Annotated in this window: 14 protein-coding genes; 7 read left to right on the top strand and 7 right to left on the bottom strand. The window is 65.7% G+C overall.

Annotation, left to right across the window (positions count from 1 at the left end):
* The first annotated feature begins 15 nt into the window (after window positions 1–15).
* Window positions 16–465, top strand: a complete 450-nt coding sequence (locus LIX00_RS15035) for a UPF0179 family protein (RefSeq protein WP_227354005.1) — start codon at window positions 16–18, stop codon at window positions 463–465.
* A 9-nt stretch (window positions 466–474) separates the two neighbouring features.
* Here LIX00_RS15035 and LIX00_RS15030 read toward each other — a convergent pair whose 3' ends face one another.
* The 5 genes from LIX00_RS15030 to LIX00_RS15010 form a co-directional block, all read right to left on the bottom strand.
* Window positions 475–1,281 (bottom strand): M14 family metallopeptidase, encoded by an 807-nt coding sequence (locus tag LIX00_RS15030; RefSeq protein ID WP_227354004.1) that lies wholly within the window; start codon window positions 1,279–1,281, stop codon window positions 475–477.
* A 76-nt stretch (window positions 1,282–1,357) separates the two neighbouring features.
* Window positions 1,358–1,846 carry a DUF309 domain-containing protein gene (locus tag LIX00_RS15025; protein WP_227354003.1) on the bottom strand — a complete coding sequence of 163 codons (489 nt, stop codon included), beginning with the start codon at window positions 1,844–1,846 and terminating at the stop codon, window positions 1,358–1,360.
* Window positions 1,847–2,127: 281 nt separating this feature from the next.
* On the bottom strand, window positions 2,128–2,445 hold the full coding sequence (locus LIX00_RS15020) for a DUF7116 family protein (RefSeq protein WP_227354002.1): 318 nt from the start codon (window positions 2,443–2,445) through the stop codon (window positions 2,128–2,130).
* An 84-nt stretch (window positions 2,446–2,529) separates the two neighbouring features.
* Window positions 2,530–3,066 carry a hypothetical protein gene (locus LIX00_RS15015; protein WP_227354001.1) on the bottom strand — a complete coding sequence of 179 codons (537 nt, stop codon included), beginning with the start codon at window positions 3,064–3,066 and terminating at the stop codon, window positions 2,530–2,532.
* A gap of 42 nt (window positions 3,067–3,108) precedes the next feature.
* Window positions 3,109–3,348, bottom strand: coding sequence for a DUF5816 domain-containing protein (locus tag LIX00_RS15010; protein WP_227354000.1), 240 nt, complete (start codon window positions 3,346–3,348; stop codon window positions 3,109–3,111).
* 82 nt (window positions 3,349–3,430) lie between these two features.
* Between LIX00_RS15010 and LIX00_RS15005 the strand changes: the two genes are divergently transcribed.
* A complete protein-coding gene (locus LIX00_RS15005; RefSeq protein WP_227353999.1) occupies window positions 3,431–4,786 on the top strand; it encodes a bifunctional metallophosphatase/5'-nucleotidase in 1,356 nt (451 codons plus the stop codon).
* Between the two features lie 35 nt (window positions 4,787–4,821).
* Window positions 4,822–5,220: a universal stress protein gene (locus LIX00_RS15000; RefSeq protein WP_227353998.1), complete on the top strand. Its 399-nt coding sequence runs from the start codon at window positions 4,822–4,824 to the stop codon at window positions 5,218–5,220.
* Here LIX00_RS15000 and LIX00_RS14995 read toward each other — a convergent pair.
* On the bottom strand, window positions 5,217–6,188 hold the full coding sequence (locus LIX00_RS14995) for a mechanosensitive ion channel family protein (protein ID WP_227353997.1): 972 nt from the start codon (window positions 6,186–6,188) through the stop codon (window positions 5,217–5,219). The two genes, LIX00_RS15000 and LIX00_RS14995, sit on opposite strands and share 4 nt — an antisense overlap.
* A 107-nt stretch (window positions 6,189–6,295) precedes the next feature.
* Here LIX00_RS14995 and LIX00_RS14990 point away from each other — a divergent pair, with 107 nt between their 5' ends.
* Together LIX00_RS14990 and trmB are read left to right on the top strand one after the other, a co-directional pair.
* A complete protein-coding gene (locus LIX00_RS14990; RefSeq protein WP_227353996.1) occupies window positions 6,296–7,042 on the top strand; it encodes a proteasome assembly chaperone family protein in 747 nt (248 codons plus the stop codon).
* 121 nt (window positions 7,043–7,163) lie between these two features.
* A complete protein-coding gene (gene trmB / locus LIX00_RS14985) occupies window positions 7,164–8,225 on the top strand; it encodes an HTH-type sugar sensing transcriptional regulator TrmB (RefSeq protein WP_227353995.1) in 1,062 nt (353 codons plus the stop codon).
* 13 nt (window positions 8,226–8,238) lie between these two features.
* Here trmB and LIX00_RS14980 read toward each other — a convergent pair whose 3' ends face one another.
* On the bottom strand, window positions 8,239–9,027 hold the full coding sequence (locus LIX00_RS14980; protein WP_227353994.1) for a DUF8054 domain-containing protein: 789 nt from the start codon (window positions 9,025–9,027) through the stop codon (window positions 8,239–8,241).
* 203 nt (window positions 9,028–9,230) lie between these two features.
* On the opposite strand from LIX00_RS14980, the gene LIX00_RS14975 reads away from it, so the two are divergent.
* A complete protein-coding gene (locus tag LIX00_RS14975) occupies window positions 9,231–10,220 on the top strand; it encodes an aldo/keto reductase (protein ID WP_303659900.1) in 990 nt (329 codons plus the stop codon).
* A 336-nt stretch (window positions 10,221–10,556) separates the two neighbouring features.
* A complete protein-coding gene (locus LIX00_RS14970; protein ID WP_227353993.1) occupies window positions 10,557–12,014 on the top strand; it encodes an extracellular solute-binding protein in 1,458 nt (485 codons plus the stop codon).
* Window positions 12,015–12,026: the final 12 nt, after the last annotated feature.

Genomic DNA, 12,026 nt, shown 5'->3' with positions numbered 1-12,026 from the left:
GCCCTACGCCCGAGCATGTCCACCATCACGCTCGTCGGAACCCGCCTCGCCGAAGCCGGTCAGGAGTTCGTCTATCAGGGCGAGGCCGGCGCCTGCGAGGGCTGTCCGTACCGCAACCAGTGTCTCAATCTCTCCGAGGGGGTGAAATACCGCGTCACGGACGTCCGCGAGGGCGCGCAGACGCTCCCCTGCGGCGTCCACGACGACGGGGTCAGCGCCGTCGAGGTCGAACCGACGAGCGTCCGCGCCAACGTTCCGGCGAGGAACGCCTACGCCGGAAGCAAGGCGAAACTCGACGGACCGTGCCCCCACGTCGACTGCCCGAGCCACGAGTTCTGCGAACCCGCCGGGGCGGAGTTCGACGAGGAGTATCGAATCGCCGAAATAGTCGGCGACCCGCCGCACGACTACTGCTCGCTCGACCGCGATCTGACGACGGTCGAGTTCGCCCCCGAAAAGGAGTAATCGGTCGTTTCAGTTCCCCAGCACGCCCACTTCCTCCGCCGTGTACCCGAAGATGTCCTCGTACCCGTAGGCGGACATCAGCACCGGAACGAACGGCTCCGCCGCGACCAGCGGCTCGCCGTCCGCGGTGGCGAACGCTTCGCCCGCCTCGACGCGGCGGAAGTTCTCCACCAGCACCTCGAACTCCGTCCCGCCGTTCTTCCGAACAGGCTGTTCCATCCGGTAGACCGTCACCTCGTCGCGCCGGCCCGCCTCGACCGGGTTGTCGCCCTCCGGAAGCGGGAGCGCGGCGGTTCCGGCGAGGAAGCCGCGGATGAGGTGGTAGGCGTTCTCCGCCGCCTCCTCCGACCCCTGCAGCCCGCACTCGACCTCGAGCGTGTGCGGGTGCGAGATGAGTTTCCCCTTCGTGAATCGGTCGGTCTCGACCAGCTCCGAGACGGGGAGGTACGGACAGATGGAGCGAGCGACGGCGTTCACTCGGTCAACGAGCGCGAACGGGCGGGCGTACGACTGCGTGGAGTGGAGCGAGAGTACCGTGCAGTCGCGGAGTTCGTCGAGCAACTCGTGGGCCAGTCGGCGCTCGTAGTGCTCGGCGGTTGGGTCCCCCGGGAACACGCGGTTCAGGTCTTCGTTCACGTACCGAACCTTCCGCTCCAGCGCGAGTTCGTTCGCGATAACGAACTTCACCGGGCGCTCGACGGTCGGGCCTTCGGCCAGCAGGCGCTCCACGGCTCGCTGTCCGCACGGTTCGTCGCCGTGGATTCCGGCGACGACGGCGACTTCCGGCGTCCCCTCTCCTAGCTGCTCGATGCGCATTTATCGGGGAAACGTGGCGAAGCTTGAAAGCGCTTTACACTCGCAGTCAAGCGGGAGAACGGGATGATTTTTCGTTCTAGTCGAGCGTCTCCGCGTAGGCGAAATCTTCCTCTCTCGCCTCGGGAACCGCGCCGTCGAGCGATATCCGCCACCCGTGCAGAACCGTCGGGTCCTCCCGCGCGTTCGTGAGCTTCGTCCGCACGTCGAGCACGTCCACGCCGTAGAAGTCCCGAGGGACGCCGTGGAGGTACTGGAGCGCCGTCTCGAACAGCGAGCGCATCCCGCCGTCGTCCTCGAAGTCGAAGTGCTTGTACGCCCCCGCCGCGACCTGCACCATCCCGTGGAGGAAGGCGCTCTCCGTCGTTCCGTTGCCGTAGTTGTACCACTCGTCCTCGAAACAGTCGTGGCTCTCGTGGAACTCCCCGGAGTTGTAGAGGCGAACGCCGTGTACCGTCGCCCGGCGGAGGGTGCCGTGCTCCCACAATTCCTCCTCGGGGAGCCACCCCGACGGGGTCCGGTCGGGAGGCGGCGAGTCGGCGGTCGGGTCGCGCGTGTGGTCGTCCATCGTTCGCGTGACGATTCGCGCTCTCGCGGTTTGTGTCTTCGTACTCGGCGAACGGAACGTCGCGTTTCGCCGTCCCGGTAACCAGCGGAGGCAGCGGGGAACGGTGGTCGCGGTCACCGAATTTCCGGGTTCGCGATGTACGTTCTCTTCTCGTTTTTCCGCCGGAATCCCGGTAAGAACGGCCCCCGAACGTTCGCGACCGGCGCTGCTCGTCGACCGGCGTTCAGAATCCGAACGGAAAAATCGATTCGCTTCAGAGGGCCGAGCGGTCTCGACCGTGGCTACACCGCGACGCGGCAAGGTGGCGCACGCGCCACCTCGTAGTCTCCGCCCTCTCGAACCGCGATGACCGCCCACTCGTACTCGGGATTGGAGTCGCGCAACTCCCGTCGAAGTCGCGACGCGTTCTCCTCCCACGTGACGAAACAGCGGAGTTCGCCGCGTTTCGGCGCGTCCGCGGTGTCCGCGAGTGCCGTGACTCGTACCTCGCGCCACTTCCGTCTCGCCCGGAACTCGTCGCCGTCGTCCAACACCTCGTAGCCGAGACTGTCGAAAATCGATCTGGCCTCCTTGGCCGGTGGTGTGCTAACAGGGGCCATCCATTTGAGAGTACCACACTCCGCGTAATAAGTGTTCTTGCAGGATTCGGCGGATACAGTTTGATATTTGGAAAATGGAAACAATCAGGCGAGCCGCAGCCACGGATTCGGATGCTGTGAGGGGTTCGCCTCGATTTCACCCTCGTCCCGAAGCGTCTTCAACCGGTCGCGCGTGTCCTCGTGGTCCACCCCGCCGATGGCCGCCGCCGCGTCCAGCAACATCCCCTCCGCGACGCCGTCCTCCGTGACCGCAGCGCGCTCGGAGCCGGTCGACCCTTGGGCGTCGTCCCCGATGACTCGGAGGTACTCGCGGAGGTCCGTCGTATCGCCGAGTTCGTCGTGCCACCGCCGCGGGTAGGCGCTCACCCGCCCGCCGCCGAGGTCGTAGACGCGACCGCCGCCCTGCCACGAGTCTGCGTCGGTCAGGCTCTCCTCCAAGGACGACGTGAACGCGTCCTCGCCGTACTCGGTCGCGTCGAGATAGGATTCGAACACCTCGCGCTCGACGCCCGGCCCGCCGTTCGGATGGTTGGTCTCGACCAGTCGCACCGCGTCGTCGAGCGTGAGCGTCTCGACTCTGCTGTCCAGTTCGTCCACGAGCTCCTGGTCGGTCGAAGCCATACCGGTTCTCGGGTCGGCACGGGGATAAGAGACGCGGCCGCGCTACTCGTGCGCCGCGTCCCATTCCGTCGCCTTCCGGAGGTTTCCGCACCGGTTGCACTCGATGCGGCCCATCGAGTCCATCGCGTTGTCCAGCGTCTCGCAGTTGGCACAGAAGTAGCCGTACCGACCCTCTCCGTCGGGCGACCGATAGACGAGGAAGAACGCCCCCTTCGACCCGCGCTCTCCCTCCGATGTGCTGATGTAGACCGTTTCGCCGTCGGGCGTCGTCGTTTCTTTCATCGCGCCTCGTTTGGCACTCCAGCGATTTAGGGGTACTGAACGCACCGAAGGAACCTTGTCCCCCGCCCGAGACTTCTCGGCGATGGCTCTCCGTCTCCTCCACTACTCGGACGTCGAGAACGCCTACGACGACCCCGACCACATCGGCCGTCTCGCGGGGTGCATCGACCGCCTCCGAGACGACCGGACGCTCGTGGTCGGAACCGGCGACAACACGTCACCCGGCGTCCTCTCGCTCGTCACGGAGGGCGCGCAGGCGCTCGACTTCTTCGACGCCGTCTCGCCCGACTTCGAGACCTTCGGCAACCACGACTTCGACTACGGCGCGGACCGCGCCCGCGAGTTCGTCCGGCGCTCCCCGCAGACGTGGCTCACCGCCAACGTCCGGGAGAACGGCGACCAGTTCGCCGCGGCCGCCGGAACCGTCCCGCACGCGATGCGCGAACTCGACGGGACGCGGGTCGGATTCTTCGGCCTGACCGACCCCGCGACGCCCGACCTGAATCCGAACGCGACCGACGTCCGCTTCGCCGACCCGATTCCGGCGGCCAGAGAGGCCGCCTCCCGCCTCCGCGACGACGGCGCGGAGTACGTCGTCGCCCTGTCCCACCTCGGTCGCGGCGACGAGAAACTCGCGGCCGCGGTGGACGTGGACGTGATACTCGGCGGGCACGTTCACTCCGAGCAGATAGAGCGACTGAGCGGGACGCTCCTTACCCGCCCCGGCGTGAACGCCCGCGTCCTCCTCGAAATCGAGTTCGGCTCCGACCCGACCGTCACCCGGCACCCGGTCGCCGACGCGCCGCGGGACGACCATGTGGCGGCGACGATGCGCGAGCGCATGGCGGCGACGGGACTCGACGCGGTCGTCGCCACCGTCGACGACCCCATCGAGCGAACCGAGGCGACGACGTTCCGGGGGGAGAGTCGAATCGGCAACTTCGTCGCCGACGCCTACCGCTGGGCGACCGACGCGGACGTCGGCCTCCAGAACAGCGGCGGCATCCGCGAAGGAAATCCGCTCGCCGGCGAGGTGACGGTCGCGGACCTCGTGAGCGTCGTTCCGTTTCAGGAGCGGGTCGCCGTCGCGGAACTCTCCGGATCGGAACTGCTCGACGTGTTCCGACAGGCCCACGGCGCGACCGTCACCTTCGGCGAACCCGACTGGTGGCACGCCCACCTGAGCGGGGTGGAACTGATCTGGAACCGGGCGGAGGGGGGCCTCGAATCGGCGACCGTCGGCGGCGACCCCGTCCGCGAGGACGCGACGTACGCCCTCGCAACGACCGAGTACCTCCTCCACACCGACCGGGAGTTTCCCGCGCTCCGCGAGGAACACCGCGCGGCGGTCGGCGACGTCCAGTACGAGGTTCTGGCGGAGTACGCCCGCGAGTGCGGCGTCGACCCGGAGATCGACGGTCGCATCGCGCGTCGATAGTAAGGTTCTCCCGAGTGGGGAGCGATTCACCTCCTATGACCCGCGTCCTCGTCCCGGTTCGGTATCCGCTATCGAACCACTCCCGTCGGACGCTCTCCGAGGCCATCGACGTGGCGAAAACGCGTGACGCCGACCTCACGGTCTTACACGTCAACCTCTACCACCGGGGGAACGACGCGACGAGAACCGAGTTGAAACGCACCGTCGAGTCGGCGTTCGGTCGGATAACCAACGCCCGCTACGTCGTCCGCGACGGCTTCTTGATCGAGGAGACGATTCTCGAGGAGATCGCGGCGACGCGCGCCGACGTGGTCGTCATCGGCCGCAAGCAGATGGGACGATGGCGGCGCGCGATTCGCCGACTGGTGGACGACCCGGACATCGAGAACTTCCTCAGGGAGAAGGTCGACTGCGAACTCATCACGGTCGGTTAGCGGTCGTCGAACTCGACCGGGTGACGTGCGCGCTCGGGGTCCACCGACACCCGCGCGATGCCGCTCGTGTCGTCGAAGACGAGGTGCGAGTGGGGGTAGGCGAAATCCACGTCCGCGTCCTCGATCTCGTCCCAGATTCGCTCCAGTATCCGCGACCTGACTCGGAGCATGTTGTAGGGGTCTTTCACCCAGTAGCGCAGGTCGAGGAGGACGCCGTGGTCGGCGTAGTCCCTGATGTTCGCCACCGGGTCGCTCGGGTAGCGCGCGCTTCCGATGCGGATGTCGGGGCCGGCCGAAACGACTTCCGGCGTCTCCCGGGCGGCCCGTTCCATGATGGCTCGCGCTTCTTGGAGGTCGCCCTCGTAGGTGACGAGCAGTTGGAGCGAGAGCCGAGAGCGGGTGTCCTCGGCGGAGTAGTTTATCACGTCGCGCTCGCGCATCGTCGCGTTCGGGATGACGAGGAAGGTGTTTTCGAGCGTGAATATCTTGGTGTACCGGAGGGTGATGTCCTCGACGTACCCCCGCGTTCCGGCGTCCGGCGCGCTGTCGTCGACGAGTTCGATGAGGTCGCCGATCTCGTAGGGTTGGTCGGCCAGCACGAACAGCCCGTTGATGACGCTCCCGATGATGGGCGCGAGGACGAGACCGACCGCCGCGGAGAACACCGTCACCGACACCAGGATCTCCGACGACCCCAAGTTCAACCGCCCCGCCGCGAACCCCATCGCGACGAGCAGAATCGCGCCGCGAATCCCCCGTAGAATCGTCTTCGTGACGCTCGGCCTGCGGAACCGGCGCGCGACCTGCCGTCCGACGAGGCTGACGACCAACTTCGAGACGTACCACCCGAGGAGAACGTACAGCGCGGCGAGGAGGACGTCCGTGACGGCGACGCCCGCGACCGGAAAACTACCGACATCTCCGAGCCACCGAGCGACGTCGCCGAGCAGACCTTCGAGCGTCGGCATGACTCTCCCCTCACACCGGTCTTAGTAAAAGCTCTCCATTTTCGCTCCCCGTGTGTAACCGCACCGACAGCGGTGTGAACTAAGTCCCGGCGCGTCGAACGCGAACCATGAGCACTAACCCACCATCCTCGCGCGTCTCGTTCGAGATACGCCACGACGAGGAACCGAGCGAAACCCTGTTGGCCGGATTTTCGGAGTTCGGACTCGCCGGACTGACCGCGGTCCAGTATCTCGTCGAGCGCCTCGACCTCGAGGAGACCGGCCACGTCACCGCCGAGCGACTACCCGCCATCACGCCGTTCCAGAACGGACGTCCGCACCACCACACCCGACTGTTCTCCCGGCCGGGCCTCGACCTGACGGTGCTCGTCGGCGAACTGTTCGTTCCGGTCTGGGCCGCCGACTCGTTCGCCAGCGCCATCCTCGACTGGACGCAGGGGAACGGCGTGGAGGAGATAGCCGTCCTCTCCGGCATTCCGGTTCCGCACGGCCCCGAGGAACACCGGGTCTTCTTCGTTGCCACGGACGACTACCGCGAGAAACGGCTCGACGGCGTCGATATTCCGGGGATGGGTCGCGGCTTCCTCGACGGGACGAAGGCCACCCTCGTCGCCCGAGGACTCGACTCGTCGCTCACGACCGGGGTGTACGTCACCCCCGTCCACGCTCAGACGCCGGACGTGGAGGCGGCCCTGCGACTCATCGACGCCGTCCGCGACGTGTACGGAATCTCGGTCGACACCGGTCCGCTGGAGGAGTTCGCCGAGGAGGTGAGCGAGTACTACGCGGAACTCGCGGCGCGACTGGAGACGGCGCAGGAGACCGAGCGCCCGAACGACCGCATGTACATGTGAAACCGACCGTTCGCCGCGGTCGGGACCGAAGCCGGCGACGCGAGCGCCGCCCCTCGGGCGTCGTAAAAGCGTGGTGCGAAAAGGTGGGTTACTATAATCCTCCGTGGATTTGCTCTTGGTAATGACCTCCGACGACCTCTATCTGACGCTCGAACGAGTCGGAGAACGGTTCAACCTCGGGGAGTACGAGATCGACGCCTACCTCACGGTGCTCGAACACGGACGACTGACCGCGAGCGAAATCGCGGAGCGCACGGACATCCCGCAGCCGCGGGTGTACGACACCGTCCGGAGTCTGAGCGACCGCGGACTCGTCGAACTCCGCGAATCCCGCCCGATGAAGGTCATCGCCATCGACCCAGAGGAGGCCTTCTCCGACGTGCAGTCGTCGCTCCGCGACATGATATCGAACCTCGAAGACCGCTACACCGCCCCGACGCGGGACACCGAAGCCGTCTCGCTGGTGAAATCGCGTTCGACCATCCTCCGCTACCTCGAAGACGTCATCGACGAGGCGGAGTACGAACTCGCGCTGTCGCTGACGCCCGACCTGCTCGAACGGTTCGAGGACGACCTCGCCGCCGCCATCGACTCCGGCGTGAGCACGGAACTGCTCGTCACGCCGGCCTCTGAAGCGCCCGAACCCGAGGAGTTCGACTACGACGCCGTGGCGACGACCGTCCGCGCTCGCCGGGGTATCACCACGCCCGTCGTCGCGGTGGCGGACGGCGAGTACTCGATGTACGCCACGCAGGACGCCCTGCGCGACGACCGCGACCGGTACGGCGTCATCTTCAATCGCTCCGCGCTGGGCTTTCTCGTCTCCGGCTTCTTCGGCACCGTCCTCTGGACCACCGCGGAGCGAACCCTCTTCGCGGACGGGAGCGACAGGGGATTCCCCCGGCGCTACGCCTCCATCCGGCGGTGCGTCAAGGAGATTCAGGAACTTGAGGGGGAGTTCTACGCGACCATCAAGGGCCGCGACATCGAGAGCGGACGGGAGCGAGTCGTTCGCGGCAAGGTCGTCGGCTTCTCGTTCGAAGGCGGCGAGCGCGTCGCCGGGATGTCGGTCGAGACGGAGAACGGCACGGTCACGGTCGGCGGGCAGGTCGCCGCCCTCGAAGATATCGAGGCGCACGAGATTCGAGTCGGAACCGACGAACCGCCCGCTTACGAGCGGTAAAACGCGACGAACGTCAGAACCTGAAGACGTACCGGTCGCACGCCGGACACGCGAGCACCTCGTCGGGCGGCGAGAGGGGACTCGTCCCGCTGCCGCAACAGCGGTCGGCGGTCGTCTCTTCGAGTTCCACGTCGCAGTCCGGACACTCGCGGAGGAACGCCCGGAGCGGGGACGCCGACTGCGCGCGGACCGCGGGGTCGACGCCCGACTCCGCCAGCGCCCGCACCGCCGCCACCTCGGCGATCGCGACGGGCCGCGAAAGCCACCGTTCGCTTTCGGGGCCGCCCGCCGAGACGACGACCCAGTCGCCGCCCTCGACGAGTTCGACGTCGACGGGGACGGGGGCGGCGTCGCTCACCGCCGGCGCGAGGTCGCGCTCCCGAACGCGGCGCATCGCCGCGCGCCAGTCGCTTCTGAATCGTTCGTCGAGGTGGAGGGAGTCGCCGACCGCGTGGACGACTCCCTCGGCCAGGAGCGCGTCCAGCGCGCGCTCCCCCGCGTCGTCGGCCGCCTCCCCCGCGAGCGATCCGGCTTCGGTCGGTCGCGTCGGTTCGCCCGCGAGCACGTCGACGAGTCGTGGCGCGAACCGCGGCGTTCCGGGGACGAGGTAGCCCCGAAGCGCGATGGTAGCACCGCCGACGAGTCCGAGCACCGAGGCGACGCCGAGGCGTCGGGCGCGCTTCGCGGGGAGCAGTCGGGCGACGCTCGCGCACGCGAGGAGAAGAAGTACGGCGTTCGAAGCCGTGCAGGGCCAGCACCTATTCTCCCCCGTGTACTCGGGCCTCCGCAAGTCGTCTAGCATCGGTGAGGGGTTGGGGGTCCGGTAGTTTGAGTGTTCGGGCGGGGGAGGGTGGTCCGCGGATTTCGGACGGTTCGCTCGTTCCTCGGAGTCGCCGACTCGTCGGGACGGCAACTCCGATAGCCCCGAACGTTCCCCGCCGGAGGCCGTTCACCCTCGCCCGTCCGCCCACAACCCTATACTTTCGCCCGGACAACCCCCTAGCCATGACGGAGATGGAGTACACGAAACTGGGGAACACGGGCCTCGAAGTATCGCGCCTCTGTCTGGGCTGTATGAACTTCGGCAGCGACCAGCCGTGGATGATGAACGACGAGGAAGCGAGCCTCGAACTCATCGACCGCGCGCTGGAGATGGGCATCAATTTCCTCGACACGGCGAACGTCTACTCGCACGGCGAGAGCGAGGAAATTGTCGGAAAAGCCATCGAGGGGCGCAACCGCGACGAACTCGTCGTCGCCACGAAGGTGTTCGGGAAGATGGGCGACTACCCGAACGGGCAGGGACTCTCCCGGAAGCACATCTTGGACCAGGCGGAGGCGAGCCTCGACCGCCTCGGCACCGACTACATCGACCTCTACCAGATTCACCGCTGGGACGAGACGACGCCCATCGAGGAGACGCTCTCGGCGCTCGACCACCTCGTCGAGACGGGGAAAGTCCGCTACGTCGGCGCGAGCACGATGGCCGCGTGGCAGTTCACCAAGGCGCTCTACGAGAGCGACCGCCGAGGTTACGAGCGGTTCACCTGCATGCAACCGGAGTACAACCTCGTCGACCGTCACGAGGAACAGAACGTCCTCCCCGTCTGCGAGTCGGAGGGAATCGGCGTCATCCCGTGGTCGCCGCTGGCGGGCGGCTTCCTGACCGGGAAGTACGACCGCGACGAGGAGGAGGTCACCGAGGGTCGCGCGGCGGAGGACGAACACACCGAGGCGCGGTTCACCGACGAGAACTGGGCCGTGCTGGCAGAGGTACGGGCCATCGCCGAGGAGAAGGGCGTCACGCCGGCGCAGGTCAGCCTCGCGTGGCTGCTCCACAAACCCGTGGTCGATTCGCCCATCGTCGGCCCCCGAACCGTCGACCACCTGGAGGAGAACGTCGAGTCCATCGACGTCTCGCTCACGGACGAGGAGATAGAACGGCTCGAATCCCCGAAGTCGCCGGTCTGGTCGCGCGGGATAGCGAACATCTAACGCCGCCGACTAAATCGCGCCCGGCGCGGGTCGAGAGGACTCCGCCGAGGCGCGAGCGAACTATCTACGATTTCGTACAGGTTTGAGATGGTCGTATTTATCTGAAGTGTTTGGTGTATCCGCGGCACAAAAACGGCGTTCGGCTCGGAGTCGTCAGCGTCGGCGCGTCGCGCTTTACTGCGCGGGATGCTTAAATGATAGTCATCGGCCATAAACAGTTTTACACGCCCTGTATTCAATCCACGCGAGTGTAGTACGGCGTGACCAGAAAACACTACAACCACCGTAGTCAATCGCACCAAAGTTATAAATGGATTTGCTACCTTTTGTCAATGCATGGTAGGTGTTAGCGAGCGCAACGACCGTCGTCGGCGAAGTGGCGTTTCGCGACGGACGTTCGTGAAGGCCGTTGGCGCTTCGGGAACGGCGGCGGGCCTCGCTGGATGCACCAGTCGAGGCCAATCCAGTAATCCGAACGTCCTCCAGTGGGCGGCCGACGACGACGTCAAAACGAACATAGAGACCATCGAGAAGGCGCTCTACAACGCCGGTCTCGACGAGAGCATCGAGTTCGAAGTTCTCGCGGGCAACGAGCAGACCGGTGCGAGGCAGGCACAGTACCAACGATGGTTGTCCGCCAACCTGTCGGAACCGGACTTGCTGCTCGTCGACAGCGGGTGGGCGATTCCGTTCATCGCCCGGCGTCAGTTGCTCAACTTGAGCGACCACATGTCGGAGCAGACGCTCAAGAAGGTCAACAACGAGTACTTCCAGGGGAGCGTCATCACCGGGAAGTCGAACAGCGGTGACCTGTACGCCATCCCGATGTTCTCCGACTTCGGGACGATACAGTACCGCAAGGACTTGGTGAAGAAGGCCGGATTCAGCCCCGACAAGGAGAACTGGGCGACGGAGGGAATTTCGTGGAAGAAGTTCTCGAAAGTCACCGAGAAGGTGAAAAAGGAAAACAACTTCGACTACGGATTCACCTTCCAGGCGAGCGTCTACGAAGGGTTGTCCTGCTGTGACTTCAACGAGTTCATCACCAGTTGGGGCGGCACGTACTTCGGAAGCGTGAAGAACCTGCTCGGTCCGGTCGGGCAGCGCCCCGTCACCCTGGACACCCAGAACGTCATCGACTCGGTGAAGATGATTCGGACGTTCATCCACGGGAACGACGCTCCGAACACCCTGAACGGGTACGCGGGCAACATCGCACCGCGAGCGGTGTTGAGTTGGACGGAGGAGACCTCGCGCGCGCCGTTCACCAACGGGAACGCGGTCATGCACCGAAACTGGCCGTACTCCATCAACATCAACGGCGCGAAGGAGGTCTTCGGCGAGAACCTCGGCGTGATGCCGATTCCGTACGGCGTGAAGGAGGGGCAGGCCAAGGAGAAGGAACTCGGCGGTCTCGCCTCGGCGCTCGGCGGCTGGAACGTCGCCATCAACCCGAACAGCAAAAAGAAGCAAAAGGCGTTACAGGTGCTGGAGGCGATGACGAAGGACAGTTTCAAACTGAAGATGTTCGAGACGATCGGTTGGATTCCGCCGGAGCCCCAGGTTCTCGACTCCAAGCGCGCGAGGAACGTCCCGATCATGGGTCGGTACGTCGACACGCTGAAGATCGCGGGGAAAAACGCCCTACCGCGTCCCGTGTCAGTCGTCTGGCCACAGGAATCCGGAAAAATCGCCCAAAGCGTTCACTCGGCCTACTCCGGGGACGCAGCTCCGAAACAGGCGATGTCGCAGCTGAACAGCCAGATAAAGGAGATCGAGAACTACAACCAGTAGGGTGTGATACGA

This window comes from Haladaptatus salinisoli (assembly GCF_020614375.1).
GTDB lineage: Archaea > Halobacteriota > Halobacteria > Halobacteriales > Haladaptataceae > Haladaptatus > Haladaptatus salinisoli.
Note: the sequence above shows the minus strand (reverse complement) of the source record. Positions and strands in the feature narration are given on the sequence as shown.